Consider the following 24,974-nt stretch of genomic DNA (forward strand, 5'->3'; position numbering starts at 1 on the left):
AAGATGACTGATTCCGGCTGACATCCGCATCCGGGTCAGGATTTGGCTGATGGCTGGGCGGCGTCCTGCGCCGGCAGGTCCAGATCGATGTCCTGCAGCTTTTCACGCACCATCGCCTCGGTTACCCGTGGGGAATCCTCGGAGTCGTCGCGGGTGGTGTTGGCGCGGCGCAGCAGCCAGGCAATGATGAACACGATAACCGCCAGCAAGGCCGTCATCACGCCCAGAAGATGATCCTGGATCCAGGACGCCCGATGTTCAGCGCGTTTCGACACCTGTTGTTCCAATGCGTCGGCATGCGCAGGCGCTTCGGGCGTCAGGGCCGATGCCAGATCCGGCGCGGTACGGCCGTTTGCCGCGGCCGCGCCGCCGGCAGCCTGACCGGCCGAAGACGATGCGGTGGCATTCGCACCGGACGCCCCACCCGGGGCATGGGCGGACGCGGCCGCCGAAGCGGCCCCGGCACCTGCACCCTCGACCGAGGCGCCCGGCTTCGCGGCCGCCCCCCGAGCCTCGGCTGCCGTCTGCGCATTGGCCTGGGCGGCTGCTTCGTGGCTGGCCTCGGTGATGGCGCTGGCGATCTGATCGATCGAATCGCCGATCGCGTGGGCCCCCTTGACGGCGGCATGGCTTGCGGCCTCGCCTTGTGCCTGCAATGCCTTGTTCAGATTCTGGACGTTGTCCTGCAATTGTCCCACCCGTGCTTCAGTGTCCTTCAGGGCATGGCCCCGGGCAGTCCGCCTATCGGCGGTATCGGTCTTGCCGCCCTGGCTGAGCTGCAGGCGATCGCCCCTGGCCGTGTTGTCGGCAGCGTGGTCGGGCGCGGATTTCCGGGAAACGGCACCTTTGGAGGTCTCGGCCTGGACGCGTGTGGCACCAGAGGCCAGCCGGCCGCGCAGGCGATCGAACGCCGCCGTCTGCATCACGAACTGACGCCGGGCCTCGGCGTCCGAGATCGAGAGCATGTCGGCCACGCCGGGAACGGCCAGCGAAGCCCCTGCGCGCACGAGGTTGATGTTCTGATGGATGAATGCCTGCGGATTGGCCCGCTGCAGCGCCATCATCAGTTGATAGACCGACACGCCGTCGACCGCGTGACGGCGGGCGATCGAGAACATGGTGTCTCCCGGTCGTACCGCGATGGAACCGGTCGGAATGCGCCGCGCGCTGGTGTGTGCCGCAGCCGCACCCAGAGCCGGGGCAGCCGGCCCGGTCCCGGAGGGAGAGGCCGCCGGGGGTTCGGCGCGCACCGGCCCGGGCACAACCAAAGAGACCTGGTAACGCTGTTCGCCAGTGGCGGTATGGACGTCGAGCAGCACATCGGCCAGCGTCCCGGAGAACGCCTGCGACGACTGGATGCGCAGCACGCGACGGGCACCCGCCTGGACGTCAGGACCCACCGCGATGCTCAGGCTGTCGAGCGCAACCGGGGGCGTGAGCCCCGCGCGCGCCCAGTCAGCCGCGGGAGCCGGCCGTGCCGACAGCGTGCGCAGATCGGCGACGGTCAGGTCGGAAACCGGCACCAGGATCAGCAGCGGCGCGCCCGGCGCCGAAGCGAGGCGGGCGTGCCCGAAGGTCGCCGCCTGCGCGGACCCGGCCGCCAGGGCGGCCGCGACAATCAGACCACCGATCAGACGGGTGCCGGAGCCCATCAGAGCTCACCCAGGGCGATGCGCAGCATCCGGCGCAGGGGTTCCGCCGCCCCCCACAGCAGCTGATCGCCGACGGTGAAGGCACTGAGATATTCCGGCCCCATGGACATCTTGCGCAGACGCCCGACCGGGATGTCCAGCGTGCCGGTCACGGCCACCGGCGTGAGCGCCCGCACGGAGGATTCCTTGTCGTTGGGCACGAAGCGGGCCCACTCGGTGCCGGTGCGCACGGCGTCGTTGATCTCGTCCAGGGGAATGTCGCGGCGCAGCTTGATGGTCAGTGCCTGGCTATGACAGCGCATGGCGCCGATCCGCACGCACAGGCCGTCCACCGGGACCGGATCGGAACCGAAACTGGCGCCACGCCCCAGGATCTTGTTGGTTTCCGCCCCACCCTTCCATTCTTCGCGCGACATGCCGTCGCCCAGGTCCTTGTCGATCCAGGGAATCAGGCTGCCGCCCAGCGGCACGCCGAAGTTTTCGCGCGGCAGTGCGGGATCCTGCTGCGCCTGCAGTACGCCGCGATCGATGTCCAGGATCGCCGAGGCCGGGTCGGCCAACAGGTCGCCCACGGCCTGGTTGAGGATGCCGAACTGGGTGAGCAGTTCGCGCATGTGGCGCGCACCGCCGCCGGAAGCGGCCTGATAGGTCATGGAGGTCATCCATTCGACCATGTCGGCCTTGAACAGGCCCGCCAGCCCCATCAGCATGCAGCTGACCGTGCAGTTGCCGCCGATGTAGTCACGCACACCGCGCCGCATGGCGGCATCAATGACCGGACGATTGACCGGGTCGAGCACGATGATGGCGTCATCCTTCATGCGCAGCGTGCTGGCGGCATCGATCCACAGACCTGTCCAGCCTGCGGCGCGCAGCTTCGGATAGACGGCCGAGGTGTAGTCGCCCCCCTGGGCCGTCACGATGATGGGCAGTTTGCGCAGGGCTTCGATGTCGTGCGCATCCTGCAGCGGACCCGCCCCCGTTGCCCAGGCTGGCGCGGCCCCACCGGCATTGCTGGTGGAAAAGAACACGGGCTCGAAGAACGCGAAATCATTTTCTTCCCGCATGCGCTGCATGAGCACCGAGCCCACCATGCCACGCCAACCAACCAAACCGACTGCCTGCGCCATAAATCCCTGCCTGAGACAAAAAAGTGAGAATTTCGAATGCTTTATTCTAATGCCTTCAGCACGGCATCGCCCATTCCAGACGTCGAGACACGCGTCATACCGGCCTCGTGGATGTCGGCTGTACGCAACCCCTGCGCCAGTACGGTCTGCACGGCGGATTCGATACGATCGGCCGCGGCGCCCGCCTCCAGCGAATAACGCAGCATCATGGCCGCCGACAAAATAGTGGCCAGGGGGTTGGCCACGTTCTGTCCGGCGATGTCCGGTGCCGACCCATGGCTGGGTTCGTACAGGCCCTGACGGCTGGCGTTCAAAGAGGCCGATGGCAGCATGCCGATGGAACCGGTCAGCATGGCGGCCTCGTCCGACAGGATGTCCCCAAACAGGTTGCCGGTCACCACCACGTCGAAGGCCTTGGGTGCGCGCACCAGCTGCATGGCGGCATTGTCCACGTACATGTGGGACAGTTCGACCTGGGGATAGTCGCGCGCCACGTCGATCATGATGTCGCGCCAGAACTGGGAGGTTTCCAGGACGTTGGCCTTGTCCACGCTGCAGAGCTTGCCCTGGCGCTTGGCCGCCGCCTGGAACGCCACGTGGGCGATGCGCCGGACCTCGGTTTCGGCGTAATGCATGGTGTCATAGCCCTGGCGCTCGCCCGCGAAAGGGCCGTCATCCAGCGTGCGCACGCCACGCGGCTGACCGAAATAGATATCCCCGGTCAGCTCGCGCACGATCAGGATGTTCAGGCCCGCGACGACTTCCGGCTTCAGGGACGAGGCATTGGCCAGTTCCGGATACAGGATCGCCGGCCGCAGGTTGGCAAACAGCCCCAGGGCCTTGCGCAGGCCCAATACGGCCTGCTCCGGGCGCAGGGCGCGTTCCAGGTGATCGTATTTCCAGTCGCCCACCGCCCCGAACAAAATGGCGTCGGACTGAAGCGCCAGATCCAGCGTGCTTTGCGGCAGGGGATGACCCTGAGCGGCATAGGCCGCGCCGCCCACCGGGGCTTCGGTGAAGCTCAGGTCCAGGTCCAGCGCGCGCAACACGCGCACGGCCTGTTCCACGATTTCGGGGCCGATGCCGTCGCCCGGCAGCACTGCGATCTTTGCAGTCATCTTGGAAGGTTCCATTTAGAAGAACCTGCCTTCCGTGCGGCGGGGCCAACCCACCCGTCGGAAGCCAGGTCCGGAGGTTCAGAAAAAAATTGGGGTAACCACCGGCACCCCGCTCGAGACGGGCACCGTCGGGTGCCTCGTCAGGAAAAATCCACCAGGGCGCCCCGCCATCAGCGGGTGCCGGGTGCCGCCTTGACCAGCCAGGGATGCCGCGCCAGACGGGCGGTTTCGAAGTCGCGGATCTGGTCGGCATGCAGCAGGGTCTGGCCGATCTCGTCCAGGCCTTTCAGCAGGGATTCCTTGCGGTAGGCATCGATCTCGAAGGACCAGGATGCACCGCCGGGCGCTGTCACCCGTTGCTGCGCCAGGTCGACGGTCAGTTGATAACCGGGTGTGGAATCCACCGCCTGGAACAGCTGCGCAACGACAGCTTCAGGCAACACGATCGGCAGCAGGCCGTTCTTGAAGCTGTTGTTGAAGAAAATGTCGGCGTAGGACGGCGCGATCAGGACCCGGAACCCATACTGCTGCAAGGCCCAGGGCGCGTGTTCGCGGCTGGAGCCGCAGCCGAAATTCTCGCGGCACAGCAGGATGGAAGCCCCCTGATAGCGCGGCTGATTCAGCACGAAGTCCGGATTCAGCGGCCGAGCGCTGTTGTCCATACCCGGCTCGCCGTGGTCCAGGTAGCGCAGTTCGTCAAACAGGTTGGGACCGAAGCCCGTGCGCTTGATCGACTTCAGGAACTGTTTCGGGATGATGAGATCGGTATCGACGTTGTCGCGATCCAGCGGGGCCACCAGCCCCTGATGCGTGGTGAAGGCTTGCATGATGGAATCCTATTGGAAAGTGCGCACGTCGACGAAATGGCCGGCGACCGCCGCCGCCGCCGCCATGGCGGGGCTGACCAGATGGGTACGGCCGCCCTGCCCCTGGCGCCCCTCGAAGTTGCGGTTCGAGGTCGAGGCGCAGCGCTCGCCCGGCTCCAGCCGGTCGGCATTCATGGCCAGGCACATGGAACAGCCCGGCTCGCGCCATTCGAAGCCGGCATCCAGGAAAATGCGATCTAGGCCTTCCTGTTCGGCCTGCGCCTTCACCAGCCCCGAACCCGGCACGACCATCGCCAGGCGGACATTGGCCGCCACGCGCCGGCCTTTGGCCACTGCGGCTGCCGCGCGCAGGTCCTCGATGCGGGCGTTGGTGCACGAGCCGATGAAGACCTTGTCGATGGCGATGTCGGTCATGGCTGTGCCCGGCTTCAGATCCATGTACTGCAAGGCGCGTTCCATGCCCTTGCGGCGCACGACGTCGGATTCCGCAGCCGGATCGGGCACCTGATTGCCCACGGCCGTCACCATTTCGGGCGACGTGCCCCAGCTGACCTGCGGCTGGATCCTGCTCGCGTCGATCTCGACGACCCGGTCGAACACCGCGCCCGGGTCCGAGTGCAAGGTCCTCCAGTCCGCGACCGCCTGATCCCACAGCGCGCCTTCGGGCGCATAGGGCCGGCCTTTGAAGTAGTCGATGGTCGTCTGATCCACGGCCACCATGCCGGATCGCGCGCCGGCCTCGATCGCCATGTTGCACATGGTCATGCGACCTTCCATGGACAATGCCCGCACGGCGTCACCGCCGAATTCGATCGCGTAGCCGGTGCCACCCGCCGTGCCGATATGGCCGATCACGTACAGGATCAGGTCCTTGGCGGTACAGCCGAAGGGCAGTTCGCCGTCGACGCGCACCAGCATGTTGCGGCTTTTCTTCATCAGCAGGGTCTGGGTCGCCAGCACGTGCTCGACTTCGGATGTGCCGATGCCGAACGCCAGGGCTCCCATGGCGCCGTGGGTGCTGGTGTGCGAATCCCCGCAGACCACCGTCATGCCCGGCAATGTGGCGCCCTGTTCCGGCCCGATGATGTGCACGATCCCCTGGCGGCGGTCGTTCATGCGGAATTCGGTGATGCCCCAGGTTTCGCAGTTCTTGTCCAGGGTATCGACCTGCAGACGCGACACCGGATCCTGGATCCCCTGCGAACGGTCGGTTGTGGGGACATTGTGATCGGCTACCGCCAGATTGGCGGCGATGCGCCAGGGCTTGCGACCGGCGAGTTCCAGTCCTTCGAAGGCCTGCGGGCTAGTGACTTCATGGACAAGATGACGGTCGATATACAGCAGACAGGTGCCGTCGGGGCCCTGGTGCACCACATGGGCATCCCAGAGTTTGTCATACAGGGTTTGGGGCATGGTCGTGGCCTCGAAAGTGATTCGAAACCATTATGCCAGTGTGGCGTTCACGGACAAGGCCAGCAGTTATCCTAGTATTAGAGGTAACTGGTACCCGTTTGAAGACCGTCAATGCTTCTGCTGATACAGGGGTAGCACCCTGGCCGACGCCTGTTCCAGATCCTGGATCCGGCTGGCCGATGACGGGTGCGTGGACAGGATCTCCGGCTGCCCGCCACCGCCCGCCTGTGCCATCTTCTGCCACAGGGTGATCGCGGCGCGCGGGTCGTATCCCGCCCGTGCCGCCAGTTCCGCCCCCATGCGGTCGGCCTCGGTTTCATTGGAACGGCTGTTGGGCAGGGTGAACATGACCTCGGACAGGTTCGATCCCAGGTCCGCCACTGCCTGACTGCCTGTGATGGCTGCCAGAATCGAGATGCCGACACTCGCCCCCATCTGACGGGAAACCTGTTCGCGGGCATGTTCGCGCAGGGCGTGGGAGATCTCGTGCCCCATCACGGCGGCCAGTTCCGCATCGGTGGGTTTGATCTTGTCCAGCAGACCTGTGTAAACCGCAATCTTGCCCCCAGGCATGCACCAGGCGTTGACCTCGTCGGACTTCAGGACATGGATTTCCCAGGCCCATTGACGTGCATCGGGACGAAAGACACCGACTTGCCCGATCAACCGCCGGGCGATGGTCTGTACCCGCTGTGTCTGCGCGGCCGAGGGATCCAGCGCATTCTGTGCCCGCGCCTGGGTCAGAATCTGTCGATACTGCTTGGCCGCTTCCTGGTCCAGTTCGGCCTCGGACACCAGGCCGGACATGTATTGGGTGCGATCCACGCCCACCAGCCCCGACTGCGTAGTCTGGACCGGCGCGCAGGCAGTCAGCAGGATCGCAACCCCCGTCCCCACCATCCAGCGTGCAGTAGCGTGCAACCTGGTGAAGGCATGGCGGTTTTGTCCGGATGCGTCCCGATGCGCGGGACTGGCTTTCGAGTACAGAGTCATGGATGGGGACTCCCGCGAAATGAATCAGGGATCAGCCGCACTGGCCCCGATGGCGCAGCGCATGATCCATCAGCACGATGGCCAGCAGCGCCTCGGCGATGGGAGTGGCCCGGATCGCGACACACGGATCATGACGGCCCAGCGTCTGGACCATGACCGGCTCGTTGGCGCGGTTCACGGAACGGCGTTCGACGCGGATACTGGAGGTCGGTTTGATCGCCAGGGACACGCGTAGCGGCTGCCCGGAGGAAATCCCCCCCAGCACGCCGCCGGCATGGTTGGCCAGAAAGCCATCCGGGCTCAGTTCGTCGCCATGTTCCGAGCCGCGCATGGCGATGCAATCGAAACCGGAACCGATCGACACGCCCTTGACAGCGTTCAGGCCCATCATGGCGTGCGCGATGTCGGCATCCAGCCGGTCGTAGATCGGTTCGCCCCACCCGGCGGGCAGGCCTTCGGCCTGGACCTCGATGCGTGCGCCGATCGAATCGCCATCATGGCGTAGCTGATCCATGAAGGCTTCCAGCTGCGGCACGATGTCGGCGCTGGGTGCGTAGAACGGGTTCTCGCCGACGTGATCCCAGGATTCGAAGGGAATCGGAATCGGGCCCAGCTGGCTCATGTAGCCACGAATGTTCACCCCATATTCCCGCATCAGCCATTTGCGCGCCACCGCGCCCGCCGCCACCGTGGGCGCGGTCAGGCGCGCCGACGAACGGCCACCACCGCGCGGATCGCGCACCCCGTACTTTTTCCAGTAGGTGTAGTCCGCATGCCCCGGGCGGAAGGTGTCGGAGATATTGCTGTAGTCTCTGCTGCGCGCATCGGTGTTACGGATCAGCAGTCCGATCGGCGTGCCGGTCGTCTGGCCCTCGAAGACGCCCGACAGAATTTCCACCGTGTCCGGCTCGCGGCGCTGGGTGACATGACGGGAAGTCCCGGGACGGCGCCGGTCGAGTTCGACCTGGATGTCGGCCTCGGACAGGGGCAGGCCCGGCGGGCAGCCATCGATCACGGCGCCGATGGCCGGCCCATGCGATTCACCAAAATTGGTGACACGAAACGAGGTACCCAGAGTATTGCCAGACATGGTCGGTTGCGGTGGGGAAAATCGTGAAAGAGAAGTTTTCATTATGGCATGCCGGACACGCAGTCATCTCCCCGCGCCTCCTTTGCGGGATAACCCCGACTCCCACCGTACCCGGATACACAGCCCATAGTCCCGTTTAACGAACCGCCCCGGTCCCCTGGCCTCGGTCCCCGATCAGGAACACGCGGACAAGAGATCGCCTTTCACGAGACACACCACCATGCATTTGCGTTCCCTCTCACGCCTGGGCGTCGCCGCCCGATTGACTCTGGGTTTTCTGGCTGTCGCCGTCATCGCCCTACTCATCGGGGGCGTGGGCCTGTATGCAAGCAGCCGCCTGAACATGCTGGCGGAATCCATGTATACCCGCGACCTGCTGGGTCTGCAGCACACCGCCCGGGCCAACCAGCAGCTCCTCATGACCGCGCGCGCGATCCGCATTGCCGCCCTCGCGCCCGACCAGGTCATCCGCGAGGCCCAGTTGACAAGCGCCCGGCAGCACCTGGAGGAACTGCAGCGCGAGCTGTCCCGCAGCGCGGTATCGGGAGACGACCGGACGGGACAAGCCATCCTTCAGGAGACCACTCAGTCGGCTCTGCGCTACACCGCAGGCATCCAGCAGGTCGGCCGCCTGATCTCCCAGGAACCCCTGCAGCCGGTGCGTGCCTCGGTGTCCATGCTCTATCGCGAGATCGTCCCGTTGGCCAACCAGATCGATCAGTCCATGAAGGAACTGATCGAATATCGCCAGCGGCAGGCCCGGACGCTCAGCCAGGAGACCCGGGCGCTCTATGACCAGACTGTGCTGCTGATCGTCATCCTGACCCTCATCGGGGCGTTTTGCGCGATGATCCTGGGTTTTTTCCTGGCGCGGGGCCTGATGCGCCAGCTGGGGTCCGAGCCCGCCGAAGTCGCGCGCATCGCGCACACCATCGCGACCGGCGACCTCAGCCAGGCGATCGATGCCTCGAAGGCGCCGCGCCACAGCGTGCTGGATGCCATGGCTCAGATGCAGCTGGCGCTCAAACGCATTGTTGCCTCCGTGCGGGCCAGCAGCGACCATATCGCCACCGGAACGCACCAGATCCAGCTGGGCAACAGCGACCTGGCCCAGCGCACCGAACGGCAGGCCGCCGATATCTCCGAAACAGCTGCCGCCATGGAAGAGATCACCGGCACCGTCCACAGCAACACGGACGCCACTCGTCAAGCCGCAGCGCTGGCAGCCCGGGCCAACGAGGCCGCTCTGCGCAGCCTAGAGCGGATCGGCCAGATCGAGGCCGCCATCCGTCGCCAGGAAGAGAACTCCCGGGAAATCGAAGGTATCACCGGCCTGATCGACGGCATCGCGTTCCAGACCAACATGCTGGCGCTCAATGCGGCGATCGAGGCCGCACGCGCCGGCATTCATGGCCGGGGATTCGCGGTCGTCGCCACGCAGGTCCAGGACCTTGCCAGCCGTAGCTCGTCCGCCGCGCGAGACATCGCCGCGCTCATCGAGGGCAACAGCAGCCACGCCGCGCTCATGGCCCAGGGCGTCCAGGCGGCCGCCCAGGACATCCGGGCATCGGGTGAACGGATCGGCGAACTCGATCGGCTTGTCAGTCAGATCCAGGCCAGCACGGAAGAACAGGCCTGCGGGCTGGCGCAGATCAACACGGCAATCGGGCAACTGAGCGACATCACCCAGAGCAATGCCTCGCTGGTCGAAGAGGCTGCGGCCGCATCCAGCGGCCTGGCCAGGCAGGCTAGCACGCTGGTGACGACGGTCGGAGAATTCCATCTGGAACCCGCCTCACGCGCCCTGGTCCCTGTCTGATTGGCATGAGACCACCGGCGTGCCGGTCCCCAGCAGGCAGATCAAGCCGCAGCGTGCCCGCGCCTCAGGCCCTTCCGGACATCCCGGCAGGGCTTGTTCCAGACGACCCAAGCGGCGCCTCAGTGCCTGAAGTTCCCGCCGGGTTTCCTGAATGCGCCGCCCGACCACCCGCCGCACGTCGGAACAGTCCTCGACGGGTGCGCGAACCAGCGGCTGGATCTCGTCCAGGGACAGTCCCAGGGCCTTCAATTGCAGGATCCTCTGGATGTCCTGAACCATGCTGTCGGGATAGTGGCGCTTGCTGCCGGGAAAACGCGGCGGCACAGCCAGAAGGTCACGCCGCTGGTAATAACGGATGGTCTCGACGCCGACACCGCTGGCACGAGCCAGTTCACCGATTTTCATAAATGGTCCGCACAGACTCGACAAAACCATGGCATCGTAATAGGTATTACCGGCCGCAGGTTTGAGGCAGATCAGGACGAACAGCTGACGGCAACCGCGGGAATATCCGCGGCAGGCCCTCGGGCATAAGACTCGTGCCCGGGGCGCTCGGTGTACGGATCACGCAGCAGGTCGAACAGGCGATCGATTTCCGATGGATCCCCTTGCTGCGCGGCCTGGATGGCCTGCTGCGCCAGATGATTGCGCAGGACATACAGCGGATTGGCGGCGTTCATCGCCGCCCGCCGCCCGGTCGCGGGCGGGCCGGACAGAACAAGCCGCGACTGATAGCGTGTCAGCCAGGCCTGGGCGGCGCCGGGGTCGGCAAACAAGTCCAGCCAAGGGGCCGGATCGGACTCGACGTCGGCCAGCCGGCGAAACGCCAGGGTGAAATCCGCCCGCTGGGCATGCAGCAAGGCCCACCAGTCGTCACCCAGCTGCGCGTCCTCGGGGTGCCAGTCCGACAGGCCGAACTTGCGCGCCAGGCCCGCATGGTAGGCGCGCAGGAATTCGGTCTCGAACGGCGCCAGGCAGGATTCCAGATCCGATGCGGTGCAGCCCAGCACCAGCAGGCTGCCGGCCAGCCTGTACAGATTCCAACGAGCGACCGCCGGCTGTGCATTCCAGGCATAGCGCCCCTGGGTATCGGTATGGTTGCAGACATGGTCGGCCTGAAACGCATCCATGAAACCATAGGGACCGTAATCCAGCGTCAGTCCCAGGATGGACATGTTGTCCGTGTTCATGACGCCATGGCAGAACCCGACCAGCTGCCATTGGGCGATCAGCCGGGCCGTGCGGCGCGTGACTTCCGTCAGCAGCCGGCACGCGGTCGCCGGGAGGTCGGGCTCGGTCACGGTGCCGACTCGGCACTCGGGAAACCAATGGGTCACCACGTAATTCAGCAAGGCCGCCTGTTCGGCGGCCGAATGGCCCCAATGCTCGAAATGACCGAAACGCACGAACGACGGCGACAGCCGGGTCACGACCGCCGCGGTTTCCGGCGTCTCGCGCATGACTGGGTCGCGGGATGCCACCAGCGCCAGCGCGCGGGTCGTGGGAATGCCCAGGCCTGCCATCGCTTCGCTGGCCAGGTATTCACGCACGCTGGATCGCAGCACGGCCCAGCCGTCGCCCATCCGGGAATACGGCGTGCGGCCCGAACCCTTGAGCTGGACTTCCCAGGTACCTTCGGGCCCGCCGACATCCCCCAGCAGGTGCGCCCGCCCGTCGCCCAGCTGCCCGGCCCAGACGCCGAACTGATGGCCGCTGTAGACGGTGGCGAGCGGCTCGATGCCGTTCAGTCTACCCTGACCCGAGCACAGATCAAGAAAATCCGGGCTGGACAGATCTTGCGTACCCAGTCCGATGAGGGCAGCTGCGGCCGGATTGGCGTGCAGCAGGCGCGGCTCGGTCAGCCGGCGCGGCGCGACCCGGGTATAAAACGATGTGGGCAGGCTGGCAAAGGAGCAGCCGACCGGCCGGTTGGAAAACAGCGCCATGATGATCCCCGCGCCTTACGCCCGGTTCCGCCGGGCGGCCCGCTTGGCCGGCCTGACGTACAGGATCGCCGCCAGATACAGGCCCGTCGACAGGACGATCTCGACGCCCGCCAGCATCACGGAAAGCGGCGACGCATCCGACCAGGCACGCACGATGCCCTCCATCAGATACAGCAGACTGAGCATGGCCACCCACTGCAGCGTGTAGAGCCGTGCCTGCAACACCCCGCGCACGGCAAACAACAAGGGCACGGCCTTCAGGGCCATCAGGGTGCCACCCGGACGCAGCGGTGCCCACCACAGTTCCCAGCCCACGCACAGGACGATCAGGCCGAGCAGACAGGCACAGGCCAGACGATGCAGGCCTGGATTGAGTTTCGCTTCCATGCTGCTATTATGGCTCGAAACCCGGTACCCGCCTCATGACGACCCCGCCGCCCACTGTTGCATCCGCCGCCGAACGCCGCGCCCGCGCGCTGGACATCCTGCGCTTCACGCTGGATTTCGCGGGCCACCGCAAGCTGACCCGGGTCGCTTCCAGCCTGACCTTTACGACCGTCCTGGCCATCGTGCCGCTGCTGGCTGTGGTGCTGGCGCTATTCACCGCCTTTCCCCTGTTCGCCCAGTTTCACCAGGCACTCGAAACGTTTCTGGGCGAAAGCCTGCTGCCGCCCTCGGTGTCGGACACCATCATGCGCTATCTGAACCAGTTCGCCGCGCAGGCATCGGGGCTGACGGCAGTGGGTGGTGCCTTTCTGGTGGTGACCTCGATCCTGCTCATCATGACGATCGATGAGGCCTTCAACGAGATCTGGAACGTCGCACGCCAGCGTCCCATGCGTCAGCGCCTGCTGGTGTACTGGGCGATCATTTCCCTGGGCCCCATCCTGATGGGTGCGAGCCTCTGGGCGACGACCGTGCTCGCGCGCGAGTCCCTGGGGTACATCCAGCATTTACCCGAGGGACTTGGCCTGCTGCTGGAGCTCGTGCCCTTCCTGATGTCCGTCCTGGGCTTCACCGCGCTGTTCGTCTTCGTGCCGAACTGCCGGGTGCTGTGGCGTGACGCGCTGGCGGGCGGCCTGGGAACCGCGGCCATCCTGGCACTGATGAAGGCCGCCTTCACCTGGTATCTGACGCAGTTTCCCTCCTATACCGTGATCTACGGGGCCTTCGCCATCCTGCCGATTTTTCTGTTGTGGATCTACCTGTCGTGGCTGGTCGTGCTGCTGGGTGCAACCGTGGCATCCCTGCTGCCTGCCTTGCGCCTGCACCGCTGGGCCCTGCGGCGGCACCCAGGCGCGCAATTGATCGATGCCATCGGTATCGTGCGCGCGCTGTGGCAGGCGCGCGACACGCTACCGCCAGGACGCAGCCCGGGGTTCCTGGAAAAACACCTGCGCGTCCATCCGGATACGCTGCACGACATTCTGGGCGCACTGCGCGAGCTGGGCTACGTGGTGCCCACGTCCGACAGCGAACACTGGGTCCTGGCCTGCGACCCACTGCAAGCGGGACTAGGGCCGCTGACCGACCGCCTGCTGATCGATCGCGCCCAGCCTGGGCTGCCACCCGAGATCGCCCGCGCAATAGCCGATACGCTACTGGGTGCCCCACCCACGCTGGAGGCGCTTTTCAGCGCCACCGCTACCGAAAACCAGGGTGATGATGCACAATACGGGGAAACAGTCGCATCAGGGCCCAGAGGAAACCATCATGCTGAAAGTCAATGAAATCCTGCGTGTGAAGGGGCACACTCTCTACACCGGAAGCCCCGATATGCCGGTGCGCGAGGCCATCACCACCATGAGCCAGCTCGACATCGGTTCATTGGTCATCATGGAACACGGCCAACTGGTTGGCATGCTGACATTCCGTGAAATCATCAACCACCTGAACGCCCACGACAGCCAGGCGGGCGACTACACCGTGCGCAGCATCATGGACGACGCGCCAGTCAGCGTCACGCCCAACACCGACGCCGACGAAGTCCAGCGCCTGATGCTCGACAAGCACGCACGCTACATCCCCGTCATGGACGGCCCAACGCTGATGGGCGTGATTTCCTTCTACGACATGGCGCGGGCGATCGTCGATGCGCAGCAATTCGAAAACGATATGCTGAAGGCCTACATCCGCGACTGGCCGTCCGAAGACCCCAAATCGTCGGCCCGGAAAGCCTGACGCGCCCCTTCTGGAATCGCCCCCTTGGGGGGGCGCAGCATCACCGGGGTGTCCCTGGCAGCCCCCGGTCAGACCTGGGGCGCCAGGGTTTCCCAGGCGCGGCGCAGCACCTGCGGGCCTTCGGCGCGCAGGGCATTCGGGTCGGACAGCAGGCGCCGCCATTGACGCGCCCCCGGGCGTCCCGTGTGCCAGCCCAGCACGCCCCGCATCAGGATGTGCAGCGGTACGCCCCGGGCATGCTGCCTGGTCGCGTAGTCCAGAAATTTTTCCAGGATGTCTTCGGTCGCTGGCTGCGCATCAGGCGCCTGACCTGGGGTCATCCGCCGGTCGAGCTCGGCAAGGATGTCCGGATGGTGCCAGGCGGCACGGCCAAGCATCACCCCGTCCAGGCGCTGCATCCAGTCCAGGCAGGCGTCGACGTCCGCCAGCCCGCCATTGAGCACGATCCGCGCATCCGGAAAATCCTGCTTCAGGCGCAGCGCCTCGGCATGACGCAGCGGCGGCTTTTCGCGGTTGTCCTTGGGGGACAGGCCTTTCAGGACGGCGTTGCGGGCATGCACGATGAATACCCGGCAGCCGGCGTCATACAGCGTCCCCACAAAGTCGCGCACGAACCCATAGGACTCGTCGTAATCCAGCCCCAACCTGTGCTTGACCGTCACCGGCACCGAAACCGCATCCTGCATGGCGCGCACACAGTCGGCCACCAGTCTTGGCTCGGCCATCAGACAGGCGCCGAAGGCGCCACGCTGGACGCGCTCGGACGGGCAGCCGCAGTTCAGGTTGATTTCGTCGTAACCCCAATCGGCCCCCAGCCGGGCGCTGCGCGCCAGGGCGTCGGGCTCACTGCCGCCCAGCTGCAGGGCGACCGGATGTTCGGCGGAGTCGAAATCCAGATGCCGCGCCACATCACCGTGCGTGAGAGCACCCGTCGTGATCATCTCGGTGTACAGCCGGGCCCGGGGCGCCAGCAGACGATGGAAGTACCGGCAGTGCCGGTCGGTCACATCGATCATGGGGGCGACACACAGGCGCCACGGGGAGTCATCCGGGCGGTACTCGCAATCCATCATTGTCAATCAATTATCCAGAAAGAAGTTTTATTTTACTTTCGACTAAAATGCCGCGTTGACCGTCTCCCCTTGCGGCCTTCCGCAGCCGACAGTATTTTTCATGGCCGTATTCACTTCCGTCTCCGAAGACGACGCACGCTCTCTGCTCCTGCGCTACGAACTGGGCGAACTGGTTGCCCTGCGTGGCATCACGGCGGGCATCGAGAACACCAATTATTTTCTGGACACCACACAGGGGGCCTACGTGCTGACCCTGTTCGAGGTGCTGACCGCCGCACAGCTGCCGTTCTATATCGAGCTGATGCACCATCTGGCCACGCGCGGGGTCCCCGTGCCCGAACCCCAGACGCTGCGCGACGGCACCCGCCTGACCACCCTGCGCGACAAGCCCGCGGCCATCGTCACGCGACTCAATGGCGGCTATGAACCGGAACCCGGGCCTGCGCATTGCGCCCTGGCGGGACGCACGTTGGCGCAGGCCCATCTGGCAGCGCAGGACTTCGCCATCCACCAGCCCAACCTGCGCGGCCTGCCCTGGTGGCGGGAAACCGCCCCCAAAGTATTGCCCTTTCTGACCCCGGATCAGGCTGGACTGCTGACCCGCGCACTGGACGAACAGACGCGCATCGCCGCCGAGGGCGTGATTGCGGAACTGCCGTACGGCCCCGCCCACTGCGACCTGTTTCGTGACAACGTGCTGTTCGATGGCACGTTCGAATCACCCCACATGGGGGGATTCATCGATTTCTACTTTGCCGGCTGCGACACCTGGCTGTTCGACGTGGCTGTCAGCGTCAACGACTGGTGTATCCATCGATCGTCCGGCGCCTTCGTGCGCCGGCGCCTGGAAGCCTGGCTGCAGGCCTACCATGACGTGCGACCCTTTACGGCAAAAGAGCGCGCCGCCTGGCCCGCCATGCTGCGCGCCGCAGCCTTGCGCTTCTGGATTTCCCGGCTATTCGATTTCTATCTGCCCCGCCCGGCCCAGACGCTCAAGCCACACGATCCGCGCCACTTCGAACGCATCCTGCGGCTGCGCGAGACGCAACCCGCCCCCCTTCTTCCCCTAGGGTGAACAGGCCCCGACCCACGCATGAACCCGATTTCCCTGCAAGCCGCCATTCTGCCGCCCAGCGCCGGCTGGGCCTGGATCGTCCAGGGCTACGCAATTTTCCGGCGCCAGCCGCTGGCCCTGATCTTCTGGAGCGTAGCCACCAGTTTCGTCATCAACCTGGGCTCGGCCATCCCCGTGCTGGGGCAGATCGTGCTGGTTGCCCTGACGCCGCTGCTGACCTTTCTGACCTTGTGCGCATGCCGCCACCTGAGCCTGGGAGAACGCATGCTGCCGGGCATGTGGCTAAGGCCCCTGCAAACGGCGGGCGTCACCCCCGCCCTGCTGCGTCTGGGCCTGGCCTATCTGGGCTGCACCATGCTGGCCGCGTTCGCGGCCGTGCTGCCCTTTCTGTCGCAGCTGGTGGCCGCCATCGGCACGCAGCCGCAGCCCGACTATAAGGCCCTGGCCGCGGCCATGACCGGTCCACTGGTGGTCTTTGGCCTCTTTTACGTTGTGCTCTCGGCGCTGTTCTGGCATGCCCCGGCACTGATGGGCTGGCACCGTTTGCCGCTGCGCAGGGCGTTGTTCTATTCCATGGTGGCCTGCTGGCGCAACAAATGGGCCATCATCCTGTACGCGGGGACCTGGGCCGCCCTGTTCTTCGGTCTGCACGGTCTGCTGGACGGCCTGATGGACGCCGGCGTATCCACCACCTTGCTGGCCTGGGTTTCGCTACTGCTGGACATTCTGGTCACCGCACTGCTGTACTGCAGCTTTTACCCGATCTACGCGTCCATCTTCCAGAGCCGCCAGGCGGCCGAGACCCGCGCCTCCCAGCCAGAAGACCCGCAGTAGCCCGAGGGCAGTTCCAGGACCGCTCGCGCCGTCCCGCACCCAGCAAGACGATTGGGCGCAAACCCGCGGACTCCATGCAGAATCCGGCCTGTAGCGCCTAGAAACACCAGGTCCACCGGCAGGCGCAGGCCCAGGGTATGGATGGCGCGGCACCCCGGAAACAGCAGTCCCCAGGGCTCATCACCCCAGGCACACCAGGCGTGCAAACCCAGAAATCGCTGCCGGAAGGTCTGCGCGCAACGAATGCGCAGGACATGGGGCGTACGCCCCCAGCACACCGTATCCGTCGGTCCGCCCCAGTGCACGACTATGATGTCCCCGTCAAAAACCCGCATCCATAATCTTCACGACCACGGGAAAGCCGATCACCAGAAAGGTGCAGGGAAAAATGCACAGCACCATCGGAAACAGCATCTTGACCGGTGCCTGAAGCGCCAGTGTCTCGGCACGCAGGAACCGGTCGCTGCGCTGCCGTTCAGCCTGCGCGCGCAGCAGCGGCCCCAAGGCCATGCCCAGGCGGTCGGCCTGCGCCAACGTCAACACCAGGCTACTGACTCCGGGCAAATCCACCCAACCGGCCCACTGCGCGAGCCAACCCGGCCGATCGACCCCGGTGCGCTCCAGTGCGGCGGCTTCGCGCAGGCTCTCGCGCAGAGGGCCCGGCGGTGCATGCGATGCCACCTGGCGCAAGGCGGACGACAGGCTCAGGCCCGCCTCCACGCACAGGGTCATCAGATCCAGCATGAACGGCAGCTCGCGCATCATCCGCTGACGCCGCTCGGCAGCCCGCCGGCGCAGCACCTGATCCGGCCAGACGAAACCCAACCCCCCTCCCGCCAGCATCGCCAGCGCGACGAACCGGATTGCCAGGCCCGACATCACGGCACCACCACCAGCCAGGACGACACCGGCACCAGCTGCCAGCACGCGGGCGGCCAGCCAGCGCTCCGCAGTCCACTGCGCGGCCAACCCGGCGCGCGGCGCCCACTGCAGCAGATGGCTGCGCATCGACCAGGTGACGAACGGCAGGCACCAGGGTGCCAGGGCCAGCACCCACGGCCACCAGAATGCCATCGGCGGCGACCGACGATCCGGCGCAAGGCTGGCCCAGGGAGAGCCCAGGATCCAGAAGGCCAGGCAGGCTGCCACGGCGGCAAGACAGGAACCCGTCCAGAACCAGAACATGGCCGCCTCTCTCAGACTTCGATTGCCGCCACACGGCGGATCCAGACGATACCCAACCCTTCCAGCAGCAGGATGCCCGCCAGCACCAGCCAGCCATACCAGGTCCGCCACAACAAAGCCATGGCCTCGGGTTCCAGGCGACTGAGCACCACCATGAGCAGGATGGGCAATCCCGCCATGATGTGGCTTTGCATGCGCCCCTGGGCGGTCAGGGCGCGCACCCGGCCCAGCCAATGGTGGCGGGCCCGCAAGGTCTGTGCAATGCTCTCGAGCGTGTCGGCCAGGCTGCCACCGGCCTGGGCGGCGATGCCCAGCGCCGAGACGACCAGCCCGCAGGATTCGGTCGGCATGCGCTGGCGCAGCTGCCCCAGCGCATCCTGGAATCCCATGCCCAGCCGCTGCTCGCGCAGCATCAGGGCGAATTCCTGGGACAACGGTGGGCGCGACTGCGCCACGATATGCCGCAGAGCGGGCTGCAGGCCCGCTCCAGCCCGCAAGGCGCCGGCCAGCGCCTGCAGCAGATCCGGCAATTGCGCATCGAACTGACGCTCGCGGCGCTGACGCATCCGCCGCAGTACCAGCGGCGGTGCCGCCAGCAACCCCAGAAGCACCGGCAGCACACCCCACCAACGCCCGACGACCCAGGCGGCCACCAGCAGCAGCCCGCACCCCAGCGCCAGCAGCGCGGGCCGCAACTGGGCCATGTCCAGAAACAGGAACGAGGCATCCAGCGTGCGTTGGGTCTCATCCTGAAGACGGTCTTCATAACGCGCCCAGAGCCGCATCCCCCGATTCAGCAGCACCCAGGCACCTAATCCCGCACACAGGCCGATCAGCAGGATCAGGATGAACATCAGCATGATGCCGGGTCCTGCGCGGGATCCGCCGCCAGCGCCGATCGCCCCTGGCGGACGGTTCGCCGGGAGAACAGCTGGATATCCAGCGCGGCTGGCCCGACAAAACCATCCGGCAGCAGGCCGCAGCCGCTGAACACGGCCGGCGGCCCAGCCTGCCCGATGAAGAGATCCTGCAGCTGGATGCGACCGCTTTCGATACCGGTCACCTGGACGATGGCGCTGACCAGACGCCGGCCATCGGCAGCACGCACGAGCTGGACGATCACATCGATGCTCGCGGCGACATGTTCCCGCACGGCCACCAGGGGCAAATCCATGCCGGCCATCAGAATCATGGTTTCCAGCCGCCCCAGGGCATCCCGGGGACTGTTGGCATGCAGCGTGGTCAGGGAGCCCTCGTGCCCGGTGTTCATGGCCGCCAGCATGTCAAAGGCCTCGCCGCCCCGGCATTCCCCAACGACGATCCGGTCGGGACGCATCCGCAAGGCGTTACGCACCAGATCGCGGATCTCCACGCGACCGCGCCCTTCGATGTTGGGTGGGCGGGCTTCCAGGCTGACCAGGTGGCCATGGTTCAGCCGCAATTCCGCCGCATCTTCGATGGTGATGATGCGTTCACCGGCGGGGATGGCATTCGACAGGATGTTGAGCAGGCTGGTCTTGCCCGATCCAGTCCCGCCGGAGACGATCAGGTTTTTCCGATGCCGCACGCAGTGCGTCAGGAATTCGGCCATGGGCTCGTCCAGTGCGCCGACGCCCAGCAGATCAGGCATGCCCAGCCGGCGCACGGGAAACTTGCGGATCGTCAGGCTTGCGCCGCGCAAAGCGATCGGCGCAATGACAGCATTGACCCGCGAACCATCCCGCAACCGCGCGTCCACCATCGGCGCGCTGTCATCGATCCGTCGTCCCAGCGGAGCGACGATCCGGTCGATGATGCCCAGCACCGCCTGCTCGCTGCTGAAGCTGGCGGCATCCCGGGTCAGACGCCCTGCCCGTTCGACAAAGATCTCGTCATGGCGGTTGACCATGATCTCCGTGACCCCCGGATCGGCCAGCAACGGCTCGAGCGGCCCCAGTCCGACGGCCTCGTCTACCAGTTCCCGCACCAGGCTTTCCCGGTCGATGTCGGACGGCAGGCCGGGATCCGCCGCAATCAGCTCGCGCAACACGCGGCTGGCTTCCGCCCGCAAGGCGGCATCGCTCATCCCGCCGATGTCGCGCCGCCGCAGCTGCAAGGCGGCGATCAGGCCCTCATGCAGGCGGCGTCGGTGGACGAGCCATGCCGGACTCGGCGACGCCAGGCAGACTTCCCTCAGCTGCAAGGCAGGCGCCTGCTGCCTCGATGCATCGCCAACCGCGTCATCGTCGGAAAATGCGGGTTGCGTGGTATCCGGAACCGGAGACGGCTGCGGCCCATCGGGACGGCTATCGGGCAATGAAGGCCGGCGTACGTGGATCAGGCAAGGGCCGATGACCAGATCGTCGCCTGGACCCAGCGGGCCATAGGAGGCGACCCGGACGCCATTGACCGTCGAGCCGAAGATCGACCCGCCATCCTCGAGCCAGAGGTCGTTGTCGCGCACCAGCAGGCGGGCGTGGTGCCGCGCCACGCGCCACGTCTTCAGCACCAGTCCGCAGTCCGGATCGCGGCCGATCAGCAGCGGCAGGGTATGCGACTGACAGAAACATCGACCATCCTCGAAAGTCAGTTCAAGCTCAACGTCACTCATGGGTTGTCTCCAGTGTTCAATGGGCGCCCTGCCATTGGGATCCGGGTCCGATGACGCGGGGATCCCAGCCCGGTGCCGGCGCGTCCGTCGGGTGCCGCGGCTGGTTCCGGATGGGATTGATGAGGGCGGGCGGCGAGGGAAATGCCTGCCTCAGCACAGCCGCCGCACGCCCGATCCGGGTGCGGACATCCGGGTGATCGGCTGTCACCAGCTGCGGCGTGACCAGAATGGCCAGTTCGGTCTCATTGCGCTGGAAGCGGCTGGAACGGAACAACGCGCCCAGGATGGGCAGCGAGCCCAGGCCAGGCACCCGGTCGATGTTGTCGGCCGTGTCCCGCGACAGGAAACCGGCCAGCACCAGCGTCTGGCCGGAGCGGACATTGAATTCAGTCGCCGTGCGACGGGTCTTGAGAGAAGGGCCACCCGGAACCGACAGAGCCGTGTCCACTGAACTGACCTCGACTTCGATGCGCGAACGCACGGCGCCGTTGCGCTCGACCGAAGGCGTGATCCGCAATGACACCCCGTAAGGTTTGAACGCGGTCTGCGTATTGCCGTTGCGATCCACCGTGCTGTAGGGAACCTCGCCCCCGGCAAGAAATTCCGCGGTGGCCCCGCTTCGCGCCAGCAGTTGCGGTTGCGCCAGCACCACGGCGCGCCCTTCCTGGGCCAGCAGGTTGATCTGCGCCGACAGCAGCGCATTGATGCCGAAGTAGCCCGCGGCCGGCGCAGCCGGAAACACCAGGGGCAGCACAGTCTCGCCGGGGCGGTCCGCGAAGCGGCGTGATCCGCCGTCCCAGCCCAGGCCGGCATTGAGGCCCCCGGCGCTTTGGGGATTCCAGCGCAAGCCGAGTTCCCGCAACAGCGTCTTGGGTACCTCGACCACCTGCACGTCCAGCAGCACCATCTGGTCCCAGCCCACCGTCCCGGTGAAATCCAGCAATTGCGGATAGCGCCGCCCCAATTCGGCCAGGCGCTGCCGGTCCCCGTCCGACAGGTCATCGCCTTCGATCAGGAGCTTGTCACCCAGCGCCGTGATGCGCGCGCCCGGTATCCGTTCCAGAACCGCACGCAGTTCGTCCTGAAGCTGCCGGGCGCCTTCAGGCGCGACCTCGACCGAATAGCGATGGATCCGGCCATCCGCAGTCCAGGCATGCAGAGTGCTGAAACCCGGCTTGCGGGCGAAAACAATGACTTCTCGATCGTCCGTGCTGACCGCGTTGACGATCTTGCCGTCGCCTACCGCCACCCGGGCAACCCCGGGTATGCCAAGGACCCGGACTTCACCGACCTGCAGTGAAATCAGCGTATCGGCATCTTTGTCCGCGCCCTTACCCACGGCTTCAACGCCGGTCGGTACCAGCAACAGGCCCACCACCAGCCCCGTCAGAACGAGGCGGCCCAGCCGCATGGGCAGCCGCCGGGAGACACGGCGCCGACCCATATCATCACGGCGATAGAGACGGATCATGGGGAAGGCTCCTGTGCGGGAAATGAAGAATCCGGATCGGGCATCACGGGCAGCGGCCCCTGGATGCCATCGGTGTCATCCGCCGCCCCTTGCGCTTGGCGGGCGAGCCAGACGGAATCCGGACCTTCGGATCCGGACGTCATGCCCATGCGCCGCCAGGCGCTGCTCAGCGCCTGGCCTGCCGGCATGTCAAACCACCCTGTCCCCGGCCGGGAACGCAAGCCCCCCGGCAGAGCCCAGGCTGGCAACCCGTGCGCGGTCGACGTGCCATACAGGATGACGGCCTTGCGGACAGGAGCCGCCGGTGCCGCGCCCACACCCAGCAAGGCGGCCAGATCCCCACGAGCCGCCCGGCGGTCCGCCTGGGCATCCTCGGGATGGCGCAGGATGGCGGTCAGGGTGCCCGCCTGACGGGCCGCCACCAGCTTCACGACATCGTCGGGCGCGGCGTCCAGTGTGACGGTCGAATAGGACTGATCCTCGCCCCCGGACTCTCCGGACCGGGTTTCCCGCCCGGTGGCAAGCACCAGAACACCCTGCAGCAACGGGGCCGTCAGGCGTTTGCGTTGATGGTCGAACGACACGTACAGGTCGATCAGATCCCCCGGCTGCAGGAGCCCGGACAAGGAATTGACCTGATCGACCGGCAGGGTGATGGCGCGCCGGCCCGGCGCCAGATGAGCCGAAAAGGCTGGCTGGGGGTGCGAGGCATGAATCGGCAAAATCGCATCCCCCGCCACCAGCGCCACGGTGAGTACCCTGCCCTCCAGATCCCCATAGCGGGCGGGTGGCAGGGTATCGCGCCCGACCCAATGGGCGGGGAAGCTGCGTAGGGCCAGATCGTCCGACGTCAGACGGGTACCGGCCGGCAGATCTCGCGCCGCGACAATGCGTTCGACCATGGGCAACCGGGCCTGGTCCTCGATCTGGCGGACGCGCTCGCGCACGTGCAGCGCCAGCGCGCCTGCCGCCAGGGCGCCGATGCCCAGGGCAAGCGCGCCCAGGATCGCGGCCCGGGGAAGCCGTGGGACAGGCACTTTCATGGCGACTCCTTGGGACGATGCCAGAACGTCACGCCGACCGAAGCCGATCGCGGCACCAGGTGCACGGATAACTGACCATGGCGCCGATGACGCCACTGCACGGGAAACCCAGTTCCGGACTCTCGCGCCGATTCGGGCTGCGGATCTTGACCGCTGGCCGGGAAGGCCACGTTCGACGAAACGGCATCGGCCGGCAGCCACTGATCAGCCAGCAGATTCCGCCGTACCACAGCGGCCACCCGGCTCAGAGTCCCATGACAATCGAAGGTGGTGAGCATGACCGGTACGGGTTCGCCGCGGGTCGCCACACTCAGTACCGGCCGAGATCCGGCGGGCACGAAACGCACGGGATCGAATCCCGGACTGGTCGGTGCCTGGGGCACGAGGCTGGAAACCAGACCATCCGTGCCCCGCGCTGCGGGCCGCAGCTGCGCCAGCCAGTGCTGTCCGGCCTCCCCGCCGGACAGCAGCAGCGTCGTGCCTGACCATTGCAGCCGTGACAGCCGCCGCCCACCGGCCACCACCAGCCGCCGCGCGGCTTCGCCAGGCGGCAGCCCGGCCTGAAAGCGCCGCAGCGACACCCTGGCGCCCGGCAGCTCGAAAGACTGTGTCGCCCCCCAGGTCCAGTGTCCGCCGCCGAGCGCACGTGCCGGATCCCAGTCGGGTGAGGCCACCGCAACCGATGCGGTGCTCGACACCAGCGCCGCCACCAGGACGCCACATCGGCTGGCCGCCTTCAGATGCGTTGATGTCCCAGTTCTCATGGCGACCTCCAGGGATTCAAATGCCGTGCCGGAACCCGTCCAGCCCAGGGGGTCAGCCAGTCCCATGACGGCCGGGATCGTCCCCAGGCCTCATCCACACCCTGCAGGCGCTGATCAATCCGCTGGCCGGCCTCGTGGGAGGCGCCGGCCAGGCCGGACCAGGCTCGGTGACTTTCCCCCAGCGTGGCCTGGACCGCCATGTCTCCCGACGCCGCGCCCGAACCGCGCAGGATCGCCGTATGGCGTTGCAAGGACACAGCCAGTCGATCGAAGTCGGACAAGCGGCTTTGCGTTTGCGCCTGACCCTGCGTGCGCGCCCCGACCCGAGCGAGCCAGACGGCATCCTCGCCCAGCTTCAATTCCTGGCGCAGGCTGGCCGCGTCCGGCACGGGATCGCCGGGCTCGGACGCTGGCCTCTTGGCCGACGCATCCAGATTGAGCACCGCCCCCGCCGGCAATAACGGATCCCCCCGCCGGCTCCGCCAGACGTGACCGGATCCCTGCATATGCCCGGAGACCTGTGCCGACAGATCCGGCAAGGCCATCTCCTGATACGCATAGGCAAAGGCCGCACGGCGACTGGCGTTGGACAGCTGAAGGCCGGCATCCTGCACGCGCCCCAGCCAGGCAATCCCCACCCAGAGGCTGCCCAACACGCCCAGCACCACCAACGCCTCGGCCAGCGCCTGGCCGTCCTGCCCGGTCGCCGGACACGGCTCTGGCAAGCATCCGCCCGGCGGCATCGACCTGATCTCTGGATATCCCGTCAT

Annotated in this window: 24 protein-coding genes; 5 read left to right on the forward strand and 19 right to left on the reverse strand. The window is 66.3% G+C overall.

What is annotated here, in order from left to right; all coding sequences use genetic code 11:
* Positions 1–35: 35 nt before the first annotated feature.
* The 7 genes from ABCV34_RS04270 to aroC form a co-directional block, all read right to left on the reverse strand.
* Positions 36–1,652 carry a FimV/HubP family polar landmark protein gene (locus ABCV34_RS04270; protein ID WP_345797981.1) on the reverse strand — a complete coding sequence of 539 codons (1,617 nt, stop codon included), beginning with the start codon at positions 1,650–1,652 and terminating at the stop codon, positions 36–38.
* Complete coding sequence (asd, locus tag ABCV34_RS04275; protein WP_345797982.1) at positions 1,652–2,782, reverse strand: aspartate-semialdehyde dehydrogenase; 1,131 nt, start codon at positions 2,780–2,782, stop codon at positions 1,652–1,654. Before asd ends, ABCV34_RS04270 begins: the two co-directional genes overlap by 1 nt.
* Positions 2,783–2,823: 41 nt before the next feature.
* Entirely contained in the window at positions 2,824–3,900 is a 1,077-nt protein-coding gene (gene leuB / locus ABCV34_RS04280) for a 3-isopropylmalate dehydrogenase (protein ID WP_345797983.1), read from the reverse strand.
* Between the two features lie 170 nt (positions 3,901–4,070).
* Positions 4,071–4,727: a 3-isopropylmalate dehydratase small subunit gene (gene leuD / locus ABCV34_RS04285; protein WP_345797984.1), complete on the reverse strand. Its 657-nt coding sequence runs from the start codon at positions 4,725–4,727 to the stop codon at positions 4,071–4,073.
* A gap of 9 nt (positions 4,728–4,736) precedes the next feature.
* Positions 4,737–6,140 carry a 3-isopropylmalate dehydratase large subunit gene (leuC, locus tag ABCV34_RS04290; protein ID WP_345797985.1) on the reverse strand — a complete coding sequence of 468 codons (1,404 nt, stop codon included), beginning with the start codon at positions 6,138–6,140 and terminating at the stop codon, positions 4,737–4,739.
* Between the two features lie 108 nt (positions 6,141–6,248).
* Entirely contained in the window at positions 6,249–7,040 is a 792-nt protein-coding gene (locus ABCV34_RS04295; RefSeq protein WP_345798702.1) for a M48 family metallopeptidase, read from the reverse strand.
* Positions 7,041–7,164: 124 nt separating this feature from the next.
* A complete protein-coding gene (gene aroC, locus ABCV34_RS04300) occupies positions 7,165–8,223 on the reverse strand; it encodes a chorismate synthase (protein WP_345797986.1) in 1,059 nt (352 codons plus the stop codon).
* Positions 8,224–8,443: 220 nt separating this feature from the next.
* Between aroC and ABCV34_RS04305 the strand changes: the two genes are divergently transcribed.
* Positions 8,444–10,042 carry a methyl-accepting chemotaxis protein gene (locus ABCV34_RS04305; RefSeq protein ID WP_345797987.1) on the forward strand — a complete coding sequence of 533 codons (1,599 nt, stop codon included), beginning with the start codon at positions 8,444–8,446 and terminating at the stop codon, positions 10,040–10,042.
* On the opposite strand, the gene ABCV34_RS04310 is transcribed toward ABCV34_RS04305, so the two are convergent.
* The 3 genes from ABCV34_RS04310 to ABCV34_RS04320 form a co-directional block, all read right to left on the reverse strand.
* A complete protein-coding gene (locus tag ABCV34_RS04310) occupies positions 10,019–10,447 on the reverse strand; it encodes a MerR family transcriptional regulator (RefSeq protein WP_345797988.1) in 429 nt (142 codons plus the stop codon). The two genes, ABCV34_RS04305 and ABCV34_RS04310, sit on opposite strands and share 24 nt — an antisense overlap.
* Before the next feature lie 71 nt (positions 10,448–10,518).
* Complete coding sequence (locus ABCV34_RS04315; RefSeq protein WP_345797989.1) at positions 10,519–11,988, reverse strand: YdiU family protein; 1,470 nt, start codon at positions 11,986–11,988, stop codon at positions 10,519–10,521.
* 15 nt (positions 11,989–12,003) lie between these two features.
* Positions 12,004–12,375: a DUF2069 domain-containing protein gene (locus tag ABCV34_RS04320; protein WP_345797990.1), complete on the reverse strand. Its 372-nt coding sequence runs from the start codon at positions 12,373–12,375 to the stop codon at positions 12,004–12,006.
* A 35-nt stretch (positions 12,376–12,410) separates the two neighbouring features.
* Here ABCV34_RS04320 and ABCV34_RS04325 point away from each other — a divergent pair, with 35 nt between their 5' ends.
* Positions 12,411–13,718, forward strand: a complete 1,308-nt coding sequence (locus tag ABCV34_RS04325) for a YihY family inner membrane protein (RefSeq protein ID WP_345797991.1) — start codon at positions 12,411–12,413, stop codon at positions 13,716–13,718.
* Entirely contained in the window at positions 13,702–14,169 is a 468-nt protein-coding gene (locus ABCV34_RS04330) for a CBS domain-containing protein (protein WP_345797992.1), read from the forward strand. Before ABCV34_RS04325 ends, ABCV34_RS04330 begins: the two co-directional genes overlap by 17 nt.
* Before the next feature lie 68 nt (positions 14,170–14,237).
* Here ABCV34_RS04330 and dusA read toward each other — a convergent pair whose 3' ends face one another.
* Entirely contained in the window at positions 14,238–15,242 is a 1,005-nt protein-coding gene (gene dusA / locus ABCV34_RS04335; RefSeq protein WP_345797993.1) for a tRNA dihydrouridine(20/20a) synthase DusA, read from the reverse strand.
* A 100-nt stretch (positions 15,243–15,342) separates the two neighbouring features.
* Between dusA and ABCV34_RS04340 the strand changes: the two genes are divergently transcribed.
* Positions 15,343–16,317: a homoserine kinase gene (locus ABCV34_RS04340; protein ID WP_345797994.1), complete on the forward strand. Its 975-nt coding sequence runs from the start codon at positions 15,343–15,345 to the stop codon at positions 16,315–16,317.
* An 18-nt stretch (positions 16,318–16,335) separates the two neighbouring features.
* Positions 16,336–17,151: a BPSS1780 family membrane protein gene (locus ABCV34_RS04345; RefSeq protein ID WP_345797995.1), complete on the forward strand. Its 816-nt coding sequence runs from the start codon at positions 16,336–16,338 to the stop codon at positions 17,149–17,151.
* On the opposite strand, the gene ABCV34_RS04350 is transcribed toward ABCV34_RS04345, so the two are convergent.
* The 8 genes from ABCV34_RS04350 to ABCV34_RS04385 are packed head-to-tail and all read right to left on the reverse strand — an operon-like array spanning position 17,082 to position 24,974.
* Positions 17,082–17,486 (reverse strand): DUF192 domain-containing protein, encoded by a 405-nt coding sequence (locus ABCV34_RS04350; RefSeq protein WP_345797996.1) that lies wholly within the window; start codon positions 17,484–17,486, stop codon positions 17,082–17,084. The two genes, ABCV34_RS04345 and ABCV34_RS04350, sit on opposite strands and share 70 nt — an antisense overlap.
* The gene (locus tag ABCV34_RS04355; RefSeq protein WP_345797997.1) at positions 17,473–18,336 is read right to left on the reverse strand and encodes a type II secretion system F family protein; all 864 of its coding nucleotides are present in this window, start codon (positions 18,334–18,336) and stop codon (positions 17,473–17,475) included. Before ABCV34_RS04355 ends, ABCV34_RS04350 begins: the two co-directional genes overlap by 14 nt.
* An 11-nt stretch (positions 18,337–18,347) precedes the next feature.
* Complete coding sequence (locus ABCV34_RS04360; protein WP_345797998.1) at positions 18,348–19,196, reverse strand: type II secretion system F family protein; 849 nt, start codon at positions 19,194–19,196, stop codon at positions 18,348–18,350.
* A complete protein-coding gene (locus tag ABCV34_RS04365; protein ID WP_345797999.1) occupies positions 19,190–20,926 on the reverse strand; it encodes an ATPase, T2SS/T4P/T4SS family in 1,737 nt (578 codons plus the stop codon). Before ABCV34_RS04365 ends, ABCV34_RS04360 begins: the two co-directional genes overlap by 7 nt.
* A gap of 16 nt (positions 20,927–20,942) precedes the next feature.
* Positions 20,943–22,397 carry a pilus assembly protein N-terminal domain-containing protein gene (locus ABCV34_RS04370; protein ID WP_345798000.1) on the reverse strand — a complete coding sequence of 485 codons (1,455 nt, stop codon included), beginning with the start codon at positions 22,395–22,397 and terminating at the stop codon, positions 20,943–20,945.
* Complete coding sequence (gene cpaB / locus ABCV34_RS04375) at positions 22,394–23,440, reverse strand: Flp pilus assembly protein CpaB (RefSeq protein WP_345798001.1); 1,047 nt, start codon at positions 23,438–23,440, stop codon at positions 22,394–22,396. Before cpaB ends, ABCV34_RS04370 begins: the two co-directional genes overlap by 4 nt.
* Positions 23,437–24,204, reverse strand: coding sequence for a hypothetical protein (locus ABCV34_RS04380; protein WP_345798002.1), 768 nt, complete (start codon positions 24,202–24,204; stop codon positions 23,437–23,439). Before ABCV34_RS04380 ends, cpaB begins: the two co-directional genes overlap by 4 nt.
* The gene (locus tag ABCV34_RS04385; RefSeq protein ID WP_345798003.1) at positions 24,201–24,974 is read right to left on the reverse strand and encodes a TadE family protein; all 774 of its coding nucleotides are present in this window, start codon (positions 24,972–24,974) and stop codon (positions 24,201–24,203) included. The genes ABCV34_RS04380 and ABCV34_RS04385 overlap by 4 nt, the downstream gene beginning before the upstream one ends.

This window comes from Castellaniella sp. MT123 (assembly GCF_039614765.1).
Classification (GTDB): Bacteria; Pseudomonadota; Gammaproteobacteria; order Burkholderiales; family Burkholderiaceae_B; genus Castellaniella.